At 69.6% G+C, this 15953-nt stretch carries 18 protein-coding genes; 7 read left to right on the top strand and 11 right to left on the bottom strand.

Annotated features, from left to right (window positions below):
• Position 1: 1 nt before the first annotated feature.
• The 3 genes from ACZ6WN_RS02130 to ACZ6WN_RS02140 all read right to left on the bottom strand — a co-directional run bounded on the left by ACZ6WN_RS02130 (position 2) and on the right by ACZ6WN_RS02140 (position 1873).
• On the bottom strand, positions 2 to 646 hold the full coding sequence (locus ACZ6WN_RS02130) for a nucleotidyltransferase domain-containing protein (RefSeq protein ID WP_465862394.1): 645 nt from the start codon (positions 644 to 646) through the stop codon (positions 2 to 4).
• Positions 647 to 758: 112 nt separating this feature from the next.
• Positions 759 to 1376 carry a hypothetical protein gene (locus tag ACZ6WN_RS02135; RefSeq protein WP_465862396.1) on the bottom strand — a complete coding sequence of 206 codons (618 nt, stop codon included), beginning with the start codon at positions 1374 to 1376 and terminating at the stop codon, positions 759 to 761.
• The gene (locus tag ACZ6WN_RS02140) at positions 1373 to 1873 is read right to left on the bottom strand and encodes a SigE family RNA polymerase sigma factor (protein WP_465862397.1); all 501 of its coding nucleotides are present in this window, start codon (positions 1871 to 1873) and stop codon (positions 1373 to 1375) included. Before ACZ6WN_RS02140 ends, ACZ6WN_RS02135 begins: the two co-directional genes overlap by 4 nt.
• A gap of 96 nt (positions 1874 to 1969) precedes the next feature.
• Between ACZ6WN_RS02140 and ACZ6WN_RS02145 the strand changes: the two genes are divergently transcribed.
• From ACZ6WN_RS02145 to zwf, 4 genes are all read left to right on the top strand, one after another.
• Positions 1970 to 3910: an anthranilate synthase family protein gene (locus ACZ6WN_RS02145; protein WP_465862399.1), complete on the top strand. Its 1941-nt coding sequence runs from the start codon at positions 1970 to 1972 to the stop codon at positions 3908 to 3910.
• Positions 3907 to 4494, top strand: coding sequence for an anthranilate synthase component II (locus ACZ6WN_RS02150; RefSeq protein WP_465862401.1), 588 nt, complete (start codon positions 3907 to 3909; stop codon positions 4492 to 4494). Before ACZ6WN_RS02145 ends, ACZ6WN_RS02150 begins: the two co-directional genes overlap by 4 nt.
• Positions 4491 to 5741, top strand: a complete 1251-nt coding sequence (locus ACZ6WN_RS02155; protein ID WP_465862402.1) for an anthranilate synthase component I family protein — start codon at positions 4491 to 4493, stop codon at positions 5739 to 5741. Before ACZ6WN_RS02150 ends, ACZ6WN_RS02155 begins: the two co-directional genes overlap by 4 nt.
• Positions 5742 to 5829: 88 nt before the next feature.
• Positions 5830 to 7287: a glucose-6-phosphate dehydrogenase gene (gene zwf, locus ACZ6WN_RS02160; RefSeq protein ID WP_465862403.1), complete on the top strand. Its 1458-nt coding sequence runs from the start codon at positions 5830 to 5832 to the stop codon at positions 7285 to 7287.
• Between the two features lie 132 nt (positions 7288 to 7419).
• On the opposite strand, the gene ACZ6WN_RS02165 is transcribed toward zwf, so the two are convergent.
• The 7 genes from ACZ6WN_RS02165 to ACZ6WN_RS02195 all read right to left on the bottom strand — a co-directional run bounded on the left by ACZ6WN_RS02165 (position 7420) and on the right by ACZ6WN_RS02195 (position 13190).
• Positions 7420 to 7944 carry a hypothetical protein gene (locus tag ACZ6WN_RS02165; RefSeq protein ID WP_465862404.1) on the bottom strand — a complete coding sequence of 175 codons (525 nt, stop codon included), beginning with the start codon at positions 7942 to 7944 and terminating at the stop codon, positions 7420 to 7422.
• 11 nt (positions 7945 to 7955) lie between these two features.
• Positions 7956 to 9377 carry a sensor histidine kinase gene (locus ACZ6WN_RS02170; protein WP_465862406.1) on the bottom strand — a complete coding sequence of 474 codons (1422 nt, stop codon included), beginning with the start codon at positions 9375 to 9377 and terminating at the stop codon, positions 7956 to 7958.
• Positions 9374 to 10108 carry a response regulator transcription factor gene (locus ACZ6WN_RS02175; protein ID WP_465862408.1) on the bottom strand — a complete coding sequence of 245 codons (735 nt, stop codon included), beginning with the start codon at positions 10106 to 10108 and terminating at the stop codon, positions 9374 to 9376. The genes ACZ6WN_RS02170 and ACZ6WN_RS02175 overlap by 4 nt, the downstream gene beginning before the upstream one ends.
• Before the next feature lie 56 nt (positions 10109 to 10164).
• Positions 10165 to 10947: an ABC transporter permease gene (locus ACZ6WN_RS02180; protein ID WP_465862410.1), complete on the bottom strand. Its 783-nt coding sequence runs from the start codon at positions 10945 to 10947 to the stop codon at positions 10165 to 10167.
• Positions 10947 to 11954 carry an ATP-binding cassette domain-containing protein gene (locus ACZ6WN_RS02185; RefSeq protein WP_465862411.1) on the bottom strand — a complete coding sequence of 336 codons (1008 nt, stop codon included), beginning with the start codon at positions 11952 to 11954 and terminating at the stop codon, positions 10947 to 10949. Before ACZ6WN_RS02185 ends, ACZ6WN_RS02180 begins: the two co-directional genes overlap by 1 nt.
• 149 nt (positions 11955 to 12103) lie before the next feature.
• Entirely contained in the window at positions 12104 to 12745 is a 642-nt protein-coding gene (locus tag ACZ6WN_RS02190; RefSeq protein WP_465862412.1) for a PadR family transcriptional regulator, read from the bottom strand.
• A gap of 31 nt (positions 12746 to 12776) precedes the next feature.
• Positions 12777 to 13190 carry a VOC family protein gene (locus ACZ6WN_RS02195; protein WP_465862413.1) on the bottom strand — a complete coding sequence of 138 codons (414 nt, stop codon included), beginning with the start codon at positions 13188 to 13190 and terminating at the stop codon, positions 12777 to 12779.
• 51 nt (positions 13191 to 13241) lie between these two features.
• On the opposite strand from ACZ6WN_RS02195, the gene ACZ6WN_RS02200 reads away from it, so the two are divergent.
• From ACZ6WN_RS02200 to ACZ6WN_RS02210, 3 genes are all read left to right on the top strand, one after another.
• Positions 13242 to 13919: a winged helix-turn-helix transcriptional regulator gene (locus ACZ6WN_RS02200; protein ID WP_465862414.1), complete on the top strand. Its 678-nt coding sequence runs from the start codon at positions 13242 to 13244 to the stop codon at positions 13917 to 13919.
• A gap of 99 nt (positions 13920 to 14018) precedes the next feature.
• Positions 14019 to 14720, top strand: coding sequence for a winged helix-turn-helix transcriptional regulator (locus tag ACZ6WN_RS02205; RefSeq protein ID WP_465862416.1), 702 nt, complete (start codon positions 14019 to 14021; stop codon positions 14718 to 14720).
• 106 nt (positions 14721 to 14826) lie between these two features.
• Positions 14827 to 15531 (top strand): winged helix-turn-helix transcriptional regulator, encoded by a 705-nt coding sequence (locus ACZ6WN_RS02210; RefSeq protein ID WP_465862417.1) that lies wholly within the window; start codon positions 14827 to 14829, stop codon positions 15529 to 15531.
• Positions 15532 to 15541: 10 nt separating this feature from the next.
• Here the strand turns inward: ACZ6WN_RS02210 and ACZ6WN_RS02215 are convergent, their stop codons facing one another.
• Positions 15542 to 15874, bottom strand: coding sequence for a hypothetical protein (locus tag ACZ6WN_RS02215; RefSeq protein ID WP_465862418.1), 333 nt, complete (start codon positions 15872 to 15874; stop codon positions 15542 to 15544).
• Positions 15875 to 15953: the final 79 nt, after the last annotated feature.

Genomic DNA, 15953 nt, shown 5'->3' on the forward strand with positions numbered 1-15953 from the left:
ACTAGAGGGCCGCGATCCAGGGGTGGTCGGGCACGGTCTGCTCGAGCGCGCGCCGTAGCCAGCGGCGCCGGCGGTCGTCGAGCAACGGCAGGGTGTTGTCGAAGTCGAGCTGGTCCTTCGTGCGCAGCCCTGGGGCCTTGTAGAGGAGCTGGATCTCGGGCTGGAGACAACGGATCCCGTCGTGCTCCCAGACCGCCTCGGACATCGGCATCCGGATCGACCCGTCCCGCCGGTAGACCCACTCTGCGGCCGTGCCCGGGTTGAGCAGCAGGTCGTACTCCCACGGATCCTGAGCGCTCCGCCGGGTCCAGACCTGACCCTCGGTCTCCCAGAGGACATCGTCCGCGGCGCCGTCGGGATCGTCGTCGGGGAGCAGCGGACGCAGCGCCCCGGTGCCGGCCGCCCAGACGTCGAGGCGCCCGGCCAGATGTGTGCGCAGCACGGCGAGCTCGCTGCGGAGCACGCCGACGTCGATGTCCTCGTGCTCGCGACGTACGCCGGTGAAGGCTTCGATCGCCCAGCCGCCGGCGATCCACCAGGCGCCGGGATAACCCGCGAACAGTGCGGCCACATCGACCGGCGTGTGCGAGGCCCAGCGCCCATAGAGCCGCTCGAAGTCCTCATTGCTCAGATCGTTGACCGCCACCGGCGGAGCCTAGCCGTCATCGCCGACCCGGCGCGTCTGTCCCATCCGAAGCGCTCGAGTCGGCGCAACTGTCCCACGTTGTTGGGACAGATGCGCCGACTCGGCGTGAGGGTCAGCCGACGGACGGTTGGGCGTCGGTGGTGACCTCGACGCCCTCGGCGAACTCGACGAGCTGCTCGTCGGTGAGGTGGATGGTGTTCCACATCTGGATGACGACGGTGAGGTCGCGGTGGGCGTACTTGAGCATCGTCGCGCCGTCGGGGGTGGTGACGAGGGTGGCGGGTTGGCCGTTGACGGTGGTGTCGGTGCCACCTTCGGAGTCTGACGGGGTCGACTCGAGGGTGACCACGATCTTGTCCCGGAAGTCGCTGATGGAGGACGTGTCGTCGGGGCGGGCGACGGCGAGGACGAACTGGTCGGACCCCTGCAGCACGAACCCCTCGGGCACCTTCGCCACGGTGTAGCCGGGCATCTGGGTCCCGTGGTAGTCGACGAGGCGTACGTTGTCGGCGGCCTGCACCGTCGGCGCGCCGTCGTCGCCGGAGGTCAGCGCGATGCCGCCGAAGGCGCCGCCGACCGCGAGGGTGAGCGCGGCGCCGCCGAGAGCCGCGCGCTTGATCCGGCGGCGGGAGAGCGCCCGGTGGCCGCGGCGCAGATCGGCCGAGGCATCCTCCGCCGGGGCGGCAGGGGAGGGGGTCAGGCGGGCGAGCCGGTCGATCACGTCGTTCATCGGGAGTCTCCTGTCAGTTGGGTGGGGGTGAGCAGGGCCCGGAGCTTGTCCAGGCCGCGTGCGGTCTGGGACTTCACGGTCCCGGTCGAGCAGCTGAGCGCGTCGGCGACCTCCTCGACCGAGAGGTCGTGGACATGGCGGAGCACGACGGCGGCACGCTGCCGGGGCGGCAGCTCGGCCAGTGCGGCGACCAGCTCGGGATCGACCATCGCGGGATCCTCGACCGGAGCCTCGGGCAGCGAGTCCGCGCCGTGCTCCCGCCGGAAGAACGGGCGTCTGCGGTGGTCGGTCAGGCAGTTGACCAGGGTGCGGCGGGCGTACGCAGCGGGCTGCTGGGATGCTCGCCCCCAGGCCAGGTAGACCTTGACCAGGGTCGTCTGGACCAGGTCCTCGGCGAGGTGGGCGTCGCCGGCGGTCAGCAGTCGGGCGGTGCCGACGAGCGGCGCCCGGTGGCGGCGTACGAAGGCCTCGAACTCGGCGTCTTGGGAACGTCTCACGCACTGTCAACGGATCAGGGGGACCGCGGGGTTGCACGGGGCCCACCATCCGAATCGAATGCGTCTCCCACGCGCGCGACAATTAGGCTCATGCCCATGACGACCAACAGCCCTGCCAAGACCGCGATCGAGGAGATCACGGGGCACGAGGCGTGGGCGATCATCCGGCGCTCCTCGCGGGCCGGTGACCGCGACACGGTCGGCATGCTGGCCGGCACGCGGTCGGTGGTCGAGTCGCTGCTCGACGTACCTCTCGAGGAGGGCACCCCGGAGCCCGGCAAGGTCGCCGACCGGCTGCTCGCGGTGCCGTTCCGGCAGGTCAGCGAGCGCGGCTTCGAGGCCCACGACGACGGCACCCCGCTGGTGGTCGTCGACGTGGAGCGCGAGTGGGAGTTCTCGGTCGCCGAGGTGATCGAGGCGCTTCCCGACGTGCCGGTGGAGTTCGTCGACCGCGGCGGGTTCGACGTCGACGACGACACCTACGCCGACCTGGTCAAGACCGTCATCGAGGACGAGATCGGGCAGGGCGAGGGCGCCAACTTCGTGATCGGCCGCCACTACCGCGCCCAGCTCGACGACTGGAACCACGATCGCGCGCTCACCGTGCTGCGTCGGCTACTGGAGCGCGAGCGCGGGGCGTACTGGACCTACTGCTTCTTCACCGGCGACCGCTACCTCATCGGCGCCTCGCCGGAGCGGCACGTGAGCGTCCATGGCGGCGACGTCCGGATGAACCCGATCTCCGGCACCTTCCGGCTGCCGCGCGACCTCGAGGGCTCGCCCGAGAAGATCGCCCACGACCTCAAGGGCCAGCTCACCGACTTCCTGACGGATCAGAAGGAGGTCTACGAGCTCTTCATGGTGGTCGACGAGGAGCTCAAGATGATGTGCGACATCTGCGACCAGGGCGGCCAGGTGCTCGGCCCGTTCCTGAAGCCGATGTCGCGGCTGATCCACACCGAATACCTCCTCGCCGGCCGCTCGGCCCGCGACCCGCGCGAGATCCTGCGCGACACGATGTACGCCGCCACCGTCACCGGCTCGCCGGTCGAGAACGCGTGCCGGCTGATCAAGAAGTACGAGCCGGAGGGCCGTGGCTACTACGGAGCCGCGCTCGCGCTGCTCGGCCGTGACGAGTCCGGCGCCCCGACGGTCGATTCGCCGATCGTGATCCGCACCGCGGACGTCTCCGTCGACGGCCGGCTGAAGGTGAGCGCCGGCGCCACCCTGGTACGCGACTCCGACCCGAACTACGAGGTCGCCGAGACGCACGCCAAGGCCGGCGGCATCCTGTCCGCCTTCGGTCTGGTGCCCGCCGCGCCTGCCTTGGCACAGGACGTCTCCGAGCTGGTCAACGACGAGGACCTGCTGCTGACCCTCGCCGCCCGCAACCGCCGGCTGTCGTCGTTCTGGCTCACCGACCAGGCCGACGAGGAGCCCTCGGCCCACCTCGCCGGCAAGCACGCGGTGATCCTGGACGGCGAGGACGACTTCGTACGCATGCTGCGCCATGTCCTGCGGGTGCTCGGCATGACCTCGTCGGTGATCCGGCACGAGGACTACTCCGAGGGTGCCTTCGAGGGTGCGGATCTGGTGATCGTCGGACCCGGTCCGGGGGACCCGCGCGACGGCTCCGACCCCAAGATGGCCAAGCTGCGGGCCGCTGTCGCCTCGCTCTTCGAGACCGGACAGCCGTTCCTGGCGGTCTGCCTCGGCCACCAGGCGCTGTGCCATCAGCTCGGGATCGGGCTGCACTACAAGGACATCGTCTTCCAGGGCACCCAGACCCGGGTCGGCCTCGGGTTCGGTGGACGGCCGCGCCGCGAGCGGGTCGGGTTCTACAACACCTTCGTCGGACGGGTCGGCTCCACGGAGCTGCCCGAGGGGGTGTCGGTGGACGCCGATCCCGAGACGGGTGACATCCACGCCATCTCCGGACCGCACTACGCCGGCATCCAGTTCCACGCGGAGTCGGTCCTCACCGAGCGCGGCTACGACCTCATCCACGACGTCGTCAGCGATCTGCTCGCCCCATGACCAGAGTCGTCGTGGTCGACCACCACGACTCCTACGTGTGGAGCCTCGTCCACATGATCGCGCAGGTCAGCGGGGTCCTTCCGGACGTGGTCGAGCACGACGAGGTGAAGCTCGGGGACCTCGCCGGCTACACCCATGTGGTCCTCTCGCCCGGCCCCGGCCACCCGGCCGACCCGGAGGACTTCGCGGTCGGGCGAGAGGTGCTTCTGGCGGCGGATCGCCCGGTCCTCGGGGTCTGCCTGGGCATGCAGGGGCTGGTGACCGCCTACGGCGGCGTCGTCGACCGGATCGAGCCCGCTCATGGTGAGGTGGCGCGGGTGACGCACGACGGGCGCGGCGTCTTCGCGGGGCTCCCCTCACCGCTCGAGGCGGTCCGCTACCACTCCCTCGCGGCCGTGTCCGTCCCCGACGTCCTGGAGGTGACGGCCCGGTCCGAGGACGGCGTCGTGATGGGCGTACGTCATCGTGAGCTGCCGCTCGAGGGTGTTCAGTTCCACCCCGAGTCGGTGCTCTCCCAGCACGGGGCGGCGATGGTCGCGAACTTCTTGAACCAGCACAGCCTGGGTCGACCGGGACCACGATGAGCGTCGAGGAGCTCTTCGCCGAGGTCGCCGCCGCCCACCCCCGCTGCGTCTGGCTCGACGGCGGCGGCGCGCGCGAGTGGTCGGGCAGCCGGTCGCTGATCGGTTGGCTGGAGGACGACGACGTCTCGCTGACCTACTCCGCCACGCGCCGCGAAGTGCTGCGCCACGCCGGCGGCCGCTCGGAGGTCGTGGGCGACGACATCTGGCAGGTTCTCGAGCGCGAGATCGGGCCCGGGGAGCAGTGGTTCGGCTACCTCGGCTACGCCTGCCGCGCGGACCTCCCGGCGACCCCCTCGGCGGACATCCCGGACGCCGTCTGGATGCGGCCGTCGCACGTGCGGCTGTTCGACCACGGCGGGGTAGTCCGGGAGCGAACTGTCCATATACCCGGCAGTAATAGACAGTTCGCTACCGGACTACCCCGAAATGCCGCCTACGCCGCTGCCTTCGACGAGGTCCAGGAGGCACTGCGGGCCGGGGACACGTACGAGGCGAACCTGACCTACCGCACCACGGTCCGCACCGACGCCGACCCTGTGGAGACCTATCTGCGGCTCCGGAGCATCAACCCCGCGCCGTACGCGGGATTCCTCCAGCACGACGTCGCGAACCATCGAGCGTGGTTGCTGAGCTCGAGCCCCGAGAGATATGCGCTCATCGACGAGGACCGCACGATCGAGACCAGGCCGATCAAGGGCACGACCCCACGAGGCGCCACGGCGGAGGAGGACGCCGCCAGCGCGGAGCTGCTGCGCACCGATCCGAAGCTCCGCAGCGAGAACCTGATGATCACCGACCTGCTCCGCAACGACCTGGCGATGGTCTGCGAGCCGGGGACGGTGGAGGTGCCCGGGCTGATGCAGGTGGAGTCCTACGAGAGCGTGCACCAGCTGGTCACCACTGTCAGGGGCCGGCTCAGCGACGAGATCACGACGATCGAGGCGCTGCGCCGACTCTTCCCGGCCGGCTCGATGACCGGTGCGCCCAAGCTGCGCACGATGGAGGTCATCGAGCGTGCCGAGCGTGACCTGGGCGGCCCGAGGGCGGCGTACGCCGGTGCGTTCGGCTGGATCTCCGGCGACGGACCGGCCGACCTGGGTGTCGTCATCCGCACGCTGACCACCCATGACACCCACACCTGGCAGATCGGCACCGGCGGCGGGATCACGGTCAGATCCGACGTCGCCGAGGAGGCCGAGGAGGCGCGGTTGAAGGCCGATCGGGTGCGCGCTTCCCTCGGCAGATGATCAAACAGGTGAAAAGACGGCGACACGTTGAGACGGCGGCCGTTGTCTATTGGATCGTTCATAAAACGGGGACTACCGTGGACTCATCATGGCCACCATCGATGACAAAGCCCTGCCACATGTGATCGTGCTCTTCGGTGCGACGGGTGATCTGGCGCGCCGCAAACTCCTGCCTGGCCTGCTCAGACTCAACGAGGCCGGGCTGATGACGGATGCCCAGATCGTCGGCACGTCACTCGAGGACATGTCCGACGAGCAGTTCATCGAGTTCGCTCGCGAGGCGTGCGAGGAGTTCGGCAAGGGCGACATCACCGACGAGCGCTGGGAGGCGTTCGGCGGGATGCTCTCCTACGTCTCGACCAAGGAGGGCCCGCACGCCCTCGCCGACGCGGTGAAGCTCGCCGAGAAGAAGCTCCAGGGGCTCGGCAGCGACGTGCGCCGCCTCCACTACCTCAGCGTGCCGCCCAAGGCCGCTCAGGACGTGATCCGTCAGCTCGAGGAGGCCGACCTCGTCGAGCGTGCTCGGATCATCATGGAGAAGCCCTTCGGCACCGACCTCGAGTCGGCCAAGGAGCTCAACGCGAAGATCCACGAGGTCTTCTCCGAGGAGCAGATCTTCCGGATCGACCACTTCCTCGGCAAGGAGGCCGCGCAGAACATCCTGGCCTTCCGCTTCGCCAACGGTCTCTTCGAGCCGATCTGGAACCGCAACTTCATCGACCACGTCCAGATCGACATCCCCGAGACGCTGGGCCTGGAGGGGCGCACCGCGTTCTACGAGAGCACCGGCGCCTACCGCGACATGGTCGTGACCCACCTGATGCAGGTGCTGGCGTTCATGGCGATGGAGCCGCCGACCTCGCTGGCTCCCGACCCGATCGGCGAGGAGAAGAACAAGGTCTTCCGGTCGATCCGGCCGCTGGACCCGCGCAACGTGGTGCGGGGTCAGTACTCCGGCTACCGCGGCAAGAACGAGGTCGCCGACGACTCCGACACCGAGACCTTCATCGCGATGAAGGTGATCATCGACAACTGGCGCTGGGCGGGCGTGCCGTTCTTCCTGCGCACCGGCAAGAAGCTGGCCGAGGGCGCGCGGATCATCTCGATCGCGTTCAAGGAGCCGCCGCTGACGATGTTCCCGGCCAACTCCGGCGCCGGCACCCAGGGGCCCGACCACCTCACCTTCGACCTGGCCGACCAGTCGAAGATGTCGCTGTCGTTCTACGGCAAGCGCCCCGGGCCCGGCATGAAGCTGGAGAAGCTCTCCATGCAGTTCGCCACCCAGGAGACGAGCTCCTCGACCGGCGTCCTCGAGGCGTACGAACGCCTCATCCACGACGCCATGCGCGGCGACCACACGCTCTTCACCACCGCCGAGGGCATCGAGACGCTCTGGGAGATCTCCCAGCCGCTCCTCGACAACCCCCCGCCCGTGCGGCTCTACGCCCCCGGCTCCTGGGGCCCCAACTCGATCCACCAGCTGATCGCCCCGCACGCCTGGCGCCTCCCCTTCGAGCGCTCCTGGCGCGAGACGAAGAAGCACTAGCCGAAGCGTCACGTACGTCGCCCGAGGCGTCGGCTAGGTCGCCCGAGGCGTCACCCCGGACGGCCGAAGCGTCACGTACGTCGGTCGAGCTGGCCATGCGTGACGTCTCGGTCGACGGGGTTGACGCTTCGGCTACGGCGCGTTGGCGCTCAGCTGCTCGAGCAGGGCCTGGGCGGCGCGGTCCATGGCGTCACCGTCGTACGGATCCAGGTCGACGGAGTTGAAGCTCTGGATCAGGGTGCCGTTCTGGACGAAGCCGGTGACGGCGTACGAGTTGGTGCCCTGCTGCTTGACCAGCCGGGCGTCATCGGCGCCTTCGATCTCGGGCTCACTGACGTCCCCGGCCTTCACGTCCATGGTCTTCCACGCATCCGCGAGGGTGCCGTCGAAGGGCAGGTAGTTCAGGTCGTACGCCGTCCCGCCGGACTCCTCGGGAAGCAACGCGCAGCGGGGTGCCGCCGAGGTGCCCTTCTCGACGCGGAGCTGGCTGCCGAGGGCCTTCTCCACGGGGGTGATGTCGAGCCCGTCGCAGGGGTTGAACGTCTTCTTGGCGGCATCCCCCGAGGCGGACGCCGACGGATCGGCGGGCTCCCCGGCTCCGCAGGCAGCGAGGGAGAGCAGCGCCAGCAGAGCGGGCGCCAGGACGGCGTATCTCAATGGTTCGACCCTCAATCGTTCAACACAGCCGTGGGTGGTTCGGTCGGCCGGGGTGAGGCCGAGCCGGGCAGGCGCAGGGTCATCCGTGCGCCACCGTGCGGTGAGCGGGATGCGGAGACCGACCCGCCGGTGCGCTCGGCGACCTGCCGGACGATGGCGAGGCCGAGCCCGGAGCCGGGCATCGAGCGGGCCTCGGTGGAGCGGTAGAACCGGTCGAAGACGTAGGGGATGTCGTCGTCGGCGATGCCCGGACCCTCGTCGTCGACGTTGAGCACCCCATCGCGGAGCGAGACGTGCACCGTGCCGGACTCGGGCGACCACTTGGCGGCGTTGTCGAGCAGGTTGGTGATCGCGCGCTCCAACGAGCTGGCGTCACCCAGGACCCACCACGGCTCCATCTCCTCGGTGAAGGTCACCGACGGCGCGCGCAGGCGCACCCGGGAGAGCGCCCGGTCCACCACGTCGGAGACGTCCACCGTCTCCAGGGTCGGCTCGGCCGGCGCATCGCGGGCCAGCTCGACGAGATCGCCGATCAGGTTGGTGAGCTCCTCGATCTGGGCGCGGATGTCGCCGAGCAGGTCGGCCCGCTGCTCGCCGGAGATCGAGGCGTCGGCCTGGGTGAGGAGCTCGACGTTGGTGCGGAGCGAGGTCAGCGGCGTACGCAGCTCGTGCGAGGCGTCCGCCACCAGCTGCCGCTGCCGGTCCCGGGATGCGGAGACGGCGGACAGCATCCGGTTGAACGAGGTGGCCAGCCGGGCGATCTCGTCGTCGCCCTCGACCGGCAACGGGGTGAGGTCCTCGGTGGTCGCGATCCGGTCGACCGACGCGGTCAGCCGCCGCACCGGCCGTAGCCCGCCCGCTGCCACGAGCCAGCCGGCGAACGCCGCGGCGACGACACCGGCCGCGCCGAAGAAGAGCACGACGAGCCCGAGTCGCTTGTACATCTCCTGCTGCGGCCCCAGCGACTGTGCCAGCATCAGAGCCGAGTTGCTCTCGGGGATCGGGACGGTGACGACCCGGAAGACGCCGACCTTGGTGGAGACCGTACGGACCGACTGCTTGGCCTCGCGCTTGGCGACCGCCTCCTCGGGCACGCCGGGGCGTGGGAACGTGCCGAGCGTCGGTGACCAGTAGTTGTGCGAGTCGTCGACCTCGGCGACCTGGATGTCGCCTGCGTTCAGCACCCAGGTAGGGAAGGCCGCGCCTGTTCGTGCGTCCTGGATCGATGCGGTGTTGGCTGCGGCGGAGGTGGCCCGCTTCAACAGCGACTCGTCCATGTTGGCCTGCAGCTGGATGCGTACGACGAAGTAGAGCCCGACCGCGATCAGCGCGATCGAGCCGGCGACCGCGAGGGTCGTCAGCAGGGTGACCCGGCCCGCCAGAGAGCCGCGGTAGCGCGAGCTGGTGGCCGGCGTGGTCACGGCGCTGCTCACGGCTCCTTCAGGACGTAGCCGATGCCGCGCACGGTGTGGATCAGCCGGGCCTCACCCTCGGCCTCGGTCTTGCGCCGCAGGTAGCCGACGTAGACCTCGAGCGAGTTGGCCGTCGTCGGGAAGTCGTAGCCCCATACCTCTTCGAGGATGAAGGACCGGTCGAGTACGCGGCGGGGTCGGCGCAGGAACATCTCCAGGAGCGTGAACTCGGTGCGGGTGAGCTCGATGGCGCGTTCGCCCCGGGTGACCTCGCGGGTGGTGGTGTTCATGGACAGGTCGGCAAAGGTGAGCGTCTCCTCGTCGTCCTCGCCGATCGGAGCCGCCCGGCGCAGCAGTGCACGCAGCCGGGCCAGCAGCTCCTCGAGCGCGAACGGCTTGGTGAGGTAGTCGTCGGCCCCGGCGTCCAGGCCGTCGACCCGGTCGCCGACGGCGTCGCGGGCGGTCAGCACCAGGATCGGTACGTCGTTGCCGGCTGCCCGCAGTGCCTTGGTGGCCTCGATGCCGTCGAGGCGGGGCATCATCACGTCCATCACGACCACGTCGGGACCGTGGTTGGCGATCCCGGCCAGCGCCTCGGCGCCGTCGCCGGCCAGGGCGACGACGTAGCCGTTGAACTCCAACGACCGGCGCAGCGACTCACGCACGGCCTTGTCGTCGTCGACGACCAGCACGTGCGGCTTGTCGCCGGGGCTGTCGCTGGACCCATCACGAGGGGTGGCAGGGCTGTTCACACTCCTACCTTGCCACCCCTCGCTGAGTCGCTACTGAGAACGGCCCCGGTGTTTTGCTAAGCGTTCTCCTTGCGGAAGGTGGAGATTCCCCACCAGACCGCGAGTGCGAACAGGGCGACGGTCCAGCCGAGTCCCCAGCCGATGTCGCCCATCCCGAGGTCACCGAAGAACGAGGCACGGACCGCGTCGACGATGTGCTTGGTCGGGATCACGTCGGCCAGCGCCTCGAGCCACCTCGCGCCGAAGCTCATCGGCAGGAAGATGCCCGAGAGCAGCAGGATCGGCATCAGCAGCATGTTGGTCACCGGCGCCATCACGTCCTCGCTCTTCACGAGCAGCGCGAACGCGTTGGAGGCGGCGGCTCCGGCACCACCGATCATCACGGTGATCGCGATCCCGACGAGGATGCCGACCGGCCTGAAGTCCATGCCCATCACCAGGCCAAGGGCGACCAGGATGATCGCTTGCACCAGGATCTGCAGCAGGTCGCGGTAGAGACGCCCGAACAGCAGCGCGCCCCGCGACGCCGGGGTGACCCGCTCCGCCTCGATGACGCCCTCGCGCCACTCGCCGATCAGCGAGAAGCCGGCGAACATCGCGCCGAAGATGCCGAGCTGGACGAGCATGCCGGGGACGAACCAGTTGTAGGCGTTGCCGCCGAGCTCCTCGATGAGCGGCTCGAGCAGCGGGCCGAAGAGCAGCAGGTAGAGGATCGGCTGCATCACGCCGATCAGCACCCAGGCCGGGTTGCGGAGGTTCATCCGCAGCTGGCGGTTGAAGACGACCATCGACTCCCGGAAGAAGCCGGACCTGAGGACGGGCTGCTGGAACTCGGTCATCACTGGGCCTCCTGGGTCTGCTCGGCCTCGTCGGCCTCGGGTGTGCCTGAGTCGGCATCGCGCAGCGATCGTCCGGTCAGCGTCAGGAAGACGTCGTCCAGGGTGGGGCGGGCGACCTCGATCGACTCCAGGGAGACGCCGTTGGACTCCAGGTCGCGCAGCAGGCCGGGGACGGCCTTCCCGGCCCGCGGCACCCGGCCGCTGACCAGCCGCTCGTCGACCTCGACGTTCTCCGAGATCGAGCCGAGCTTGTCGCGCGCGATCGCGACCTGCTCGTCGGTGGCGACCTCCAGGGAGACGAGGTCGCCGGAGACGGCGGCCTTGAGGTTCTCCGGGGTGTCGTTGGCGACGATGCGGCCCTGGTCGATGACCATGACCCGGTCAGCGAGGGTGTCGGCCTCGTCGAGGTAGTGGGTGGTCAGGAAGACCGTCGCCCCGTGGTCCGTACGCAGCGAGGCGATGTGGTCCCACAGGTTGGCCCGCGCCTGCGGGTCGAGGCCAGTGGTGGGCTCGTCGAGGAAGACCAGCCTCGGGGCATGGATCAGCGCCATCGCGATGTCGAGGCGGCGCTTCTGCCCGCCGGACATGTTGCGGGGCTTGCGGCGCCACAGCCCGTCGAGCTGAAGCCTCTCGAAAAGCGCCTGCCCGTGGGCGACCGCGTCCTTCTTGGACATCCCGTAGAGCATGCCGTGGTCGACGACCTCGTCGCCTGCGTAGGCCCCCGAGAAGGTCGATCCGACCTGGGAGCAGTAGCCGATGCTCCGCCTGACCTCGACGGACTGCCTGGCCACGTCGAAGCCCGCGACCGTGGCGGTGCCCGCCGTGGGCTTGAGGAGGGTGGTGAGGATGCGCAGCGTGGTGGTCTTGCCGGCGCCGTTCGGGCCCAGGAAGCCGACCACCTCGCCCTCTTCGACGTCGAGGTCGACTCCGTCGACCGCGACGACTTCTCTCTTCTGCTTGCCATGGCCGGAGGCGAAGGTGTGCCTCAGGCCGCGTGCGTGAATCATGTGTCACTCCCTTGTGCGTGCAAGTCCCAGACAAGCACGGACCATCGATGACTATCACTCGATTTTACCGAGATGTTCAAACTTGAATAGGGCGAGTGTTCAATCTTGAACCCGGGTTGTCAAACCGATTCCGCCGGGAGGGTGGAGGCTCAGCCCCGCAGCATCTCCCGGTAGCGCTTCCGGTCGGCGTCCATCTGCCACCCCGGGTCGTCGTCGGCAGGCGTCCACCCGGGTGCGTCGCCGGCGAAGAACAGCTTGCCGCTGCGTACGTCGTCCAGCACCTCGACCAGCCAGGACCGCTCCGAGCGGAGCTTGTCGATCTGGAGGTGCAGGCCGCTGACGGTGTGGGGCGGCGCCATGCGCGCATTCACCCGGGCCGCGGCGTCGAGCTCCTTGATCGTGCGCTCCAGGTTCTTCAGCCGGACGCTCAGGTGCTGGACCGCGGCCGGCCGCTCCAGCAGCGGGACGAGCGAGAAGGCGGCGTAGAAGGAGAGGCCGTTGTAGGCGTCGACGGCCTCCAGCGACCGGGTGATCAGACGCTCCAGCTCCGCGCGGCCGCCGGCGCTGATCTCGTAGACCGCGACCGTACGCCCGTTGTCCACCAGATCGTGCCTGGTCAGATGGCCCTTGTCGGCGAGCGAGGTCAGTGCGTGGTAGATCGAGCCCGGGTTGATGTTGGCCCACTGGTCGACCTGCCACGACATCAGCTCGCGCCGGATCTGGTAGCCGTTGACGGGCTCGAACAGCGCCACCGCCCCCAGCAGCAGCATCCGTGTGTCGTCTCCGGCCATAGGGAGATTCTAGGGGTGGCACGACCGGTCCTCAGCGGGACGTCAGCTGCCAGAGATGGCCGTCGGGGTCCGCGACGAGCGCCCGGTACTCGCCCCACGGTGCCGCCTCCGGCGCGATCACTCCGCGGCCGACCGTCGTGGCGGCCGCGTAGCGCGCCTCGATGTCGTCGCGCGAGCCGAGCTCGAGGGTGACCAGGCACTGCTTCGGGCCGTCGGGCGGGGGCAGCGTCGCCGCGTCGATCGGCTCGTCCGCGAGCTGGCCGGTGACCCATCTGAACCCGCCGGTGGGGATCATCATCACCTCGCAGGAGTCGGACAGCGTTGCGCGCAAGGGCTCGGGGACCCCGTCCTCAGCGAGCTCTCCGGGCGTCTCCAGGCCGAGGCCGTCACGGAGGAAGACATGGGACCGGGGGCGATCCCGGGTGGGGAGGGCGATCGTGATCATGGAACTACGTTAAACATAGTTGATACTCTTGTGAAGAGAGTTGGAGGAAAGATGCCGAAGAAGCAGACGTACGCCGACCTGGGTGATGCCTGCGCGACCGCGCACGCCATGGATGTCATCGGCGACCGGTGGAGCATGGTGATCGCGCGGGAGCTGCTGCTCGGTCCGCGCCGTTTCGCGGACCTCGCCTCGGCCGTCGTCGGGATCACGCCTGCCGTCCTCACCGCCCGGCTGAAGGCGCTGCGGGACAGCGGCGTCGTCGAGCAGGCCCGGCTCGACGACCTCGGGCGGACCCACGTCTACCGGCTCACCGAGTGGGGGCAGGGGCTCGAGGACGTGATGCGATCGCTCGGTCGCTGGGCGCAGCGCTCGCCCGGCTTCCCGGTGCCGGAGGGGAGCATGACCCCCGACGGGGCGATCGTGGCGATGCGCACCATGGCCCCCTACGCCACGATGGCCGGGTGGGACGAGGGCCCGGTCCGGATCGCGATCGACCTGCACGACGAGCGGCGTCCCGCCGCAGGCGTACGCCGCTACCGCCTGCACTGGGACGCGGACCGTTTCGAGCTGACCGAGGGTGCGGACGATGCGCCCGCGGCGACCGTCTCCGGCGACTCGACCGCCTGGGCCGGCGTGGTCTTCGCCGGCGCGCCGGCCGACACGGTCGGCATCGAGGGCGACCGGCGGGCGGTGGAGCGGGTCGCGGCTGCGTACGCCGCGATCGCGTAGCGCCGGCATTTCACCGGCGCGGCGGGACCTCTGGCACTGACCACCCGTAGTTCGGGCTCACTACCCTCGATGGGATCGAATGACTCGGAGAGGATCGACGTGACCCTGAACCTGACCTACGGGGACCTGGGAGACGCGTGCGCGGCCGCGCACGCCCTGGACCTGATCGGTGACCGGTGGAGCCTGATCGTGGTGCGGGAGCTGATGTTCGGGCCGCGCACCGCCCGCGACCTGGAGTCCTCGGTGATCGGGGTCGGCCCCGACGAGCTCAAGGACCGCCTGCAGTTCCTCGAGCACGCCGGCGTCGTGGTCGAGACCGAGCTCGGCTACATCACCAAGACGACGGCCTACGCCCTCACCCCGTGGGGCCGTGAGCTCGAGTCGATCCTCGGGGCGCTCGGTCGCTGGGCCCATGGCTCGACCCGCTTCCCGATCATGTCCGCCGGGATGACGCCGAGCGGCGTGATGGTGGCGATGCGCACGATGGTGCCCGCCGGCAGCGCGACGACCCCCGAGCCGATCAGCGTCGCCTGGGAGCTGACCGACGCCCGCCGTCCGGACGCCGACCCGCAGCAGTTCCGGCTCGTGTGGAAGGGCAACCAGTTCGACCTCGCCGAGGGCACCCTCGAGGACGCCGACGTCACCATCGCGGGCGACTCGACGGCCTGGACCGGGGTCGTGTTCATGGGCTTCCCCGTGGACGCCGCGATCGCCGAGGCGGGGCTCGAGGTCGCCGGCGACCGCGCCGCGCTGGACCGCGTGCTCGGGCTGTTCGCGGACACCCTTGCCGAGGCCAGCTGACCCCCGGCTGACCACTGGCTGACCACGGGCCGACCTCGGTGCCTGCGCGCCGTGGGTGTGGCGTGGTTCACTGGAATCGGCGGATCCAGACTCGGAGAGGATCGACGTGACCCTGAACCTGTCCTACGGGGACCTGGGAGACGCGTGCGCGGCCGCGCACGCCCTGGATCTGATCGGTGACCGGTGGAGCCTGATCGTGGTGCGCGAGCTGATGTTCGGGCCGCGTACGTCTCCTGATCTGAGGTCCTCCCTGATCGGTGTCGGGACCGAGGAGCTCAACGAGCGGCTGCGGTTCCTGGAGCGTGCGGGCGTCGTGGTCGAGACCGAGCTCGGCTATCTCACCAAGACCACGGCGTACGCCCTGACCGACTGGGGCCGGGAGCTGGAGGAGGTCCTCAGCGCCCTGTCGCTGTGGGCCCTGGAAGGATCGGCCCATTTCCCCGTCCCGTCGACCGGGATGACTCCCAGCGGGGTGATGGTCGCGATGCGCACGATGGTCCCGCCCCGCAGCCTGACGACCCAGGCTCCGGTCCGGGTGCGGTGGAACCTGACCGACGCTCGCTGCCCCGACGTGGCGCCGCAGCAGTTCCGGCTGGACTGGAACGAGTTCGGCTTCGACCTCGACGTCGGCGACCTCCCCCGGGTGGACGTCGCCGTGACCGGCGACTCGACCAGCTGGGCGGGCGTGGCGCTCCTCGAGCAGCCCCTCGACGAGGCCCTGGCGAAGGGCGACCTCCAGGTCGAGGGCGACCGAACGGCGCTGGAGCGCGTGATCCGGGTCTTCCTCGACGCGATGGCCGCGGTGGGCTGACCCTGCGTCTCTAGGGAGCCGGGTCGGCGCAGAAGGCGATCAGCTCACCGCGCGCCTTGCCCTGCTCGATCAGCTGGCCGACATCGAGGGGGACGTGCTTCAGCTCGCCGAGCGGGGAGCGGATGATGGCGCTCTCCCGGCGCCAGGGCGCGATCGTCGGCGGAGCCACGCAGTGGTGCTGCTCGAGCATCGCGGCGAGCTCGGGCTGCTCCCTCTTCGCCAGCGACCGAGGCTCGGACGGCGTGGTGACGGCAACCAGACAGAAGGCTGCCAGCGCCGTCAGCGCGCAGATCTTCATGGCGACGACGACCAGAGTCAGGAGTCGCGGGGTGTCCGAGTGCACGCCTGTCCAACGACCGATAAGCCCGACGGTGACGGTCTGCGCCGGGCACTATGACGAAAGTCCTACCCGGACACCGGGA

It is taken from the genome of Nocardioides sp. NPDC054178 (assembly GCF_055585005.1).

What these genes read in the sequence shown, in the direction of transcription:
- ACZ6WN_RS02135 (WP_465862396.1), bottom strand. Translation starts at nt 1,376, where the DNA reads ATGAACGACGTGATCGACCGGCTCGCCCGCCTGACCCCCTCCCCTGCC.
- ACZ6WN_RS02145 (WP_465862399.1), top strand. Translation starts at nt 1,970, where the DNA reads ATGACGACCAACAGCCCTGCCAAGACCGCGATCGAGGAGATCACGGGG.
- ACZ6WN_RS02150 (WP_465862401.1), top strand. Translation starts at nt 3,907, where the DNA reads ATGACCAGAGTCGTCGTGGTCGACCACCACGACTCCTACGTGTGGAGC.
- ACZ6WN_RS02155 (WP_465862402.1), top strand. Translation starts at nt 4,491, where the DNA reads ATGAGCGTCGAGGAGCTCTTCGCCGAGGTCGCCGCCGCCCACCCCCGC.
- zwf (WP_465862403.1), top strand. Translation starts at nt 5,830, where the DNA reads ATGGCCACCATCGATGACAAAGCCCTGCCACATGTGATCGTGCTCTTC.
- ACZ6WN_RS02180 (WP_465862410.1), bottom strand. Translation starts at nt 10,947, where the DNA reads ATGACCGAGTTCCAGCAGCCCGTCCTCAGGTCCGGCTTCTTCCGGGAG.
- ACZ6WN_RS02185 (WP_465862411.1), bottom strand. Translation starts at nt 11,954, where the DNA reads ATGATTCACGCACGCGGCCTGAGGCACACCTTCGCCTCCGGCCATGGC.
- ACZ6WN_RS02190 (WP_465862412.1), bottom strand. Translation starts at nt 12,745, where the DNA reads ATGGCCGGAGACGACACACGGATGCTGCTGCTGGGGGCGGTGGCGCTG.
- ACZ6WN_RS02195 (WP_465862413.1), bottom strand. Translation starts at nt 13,190, where the DNA reads ATGATCACGATCGCCCTCCCCACCCGGGATCGCCCCCGGTCCCATGTC.
- ACZ6WN_RS02200 (WP_465862414.1), top strand. Translation starts at nt 13,242, where the DNA reads ATGCCGAAGAAGCAGACGTACGCCGACCTGGGTGATGCCTGCGCGACC.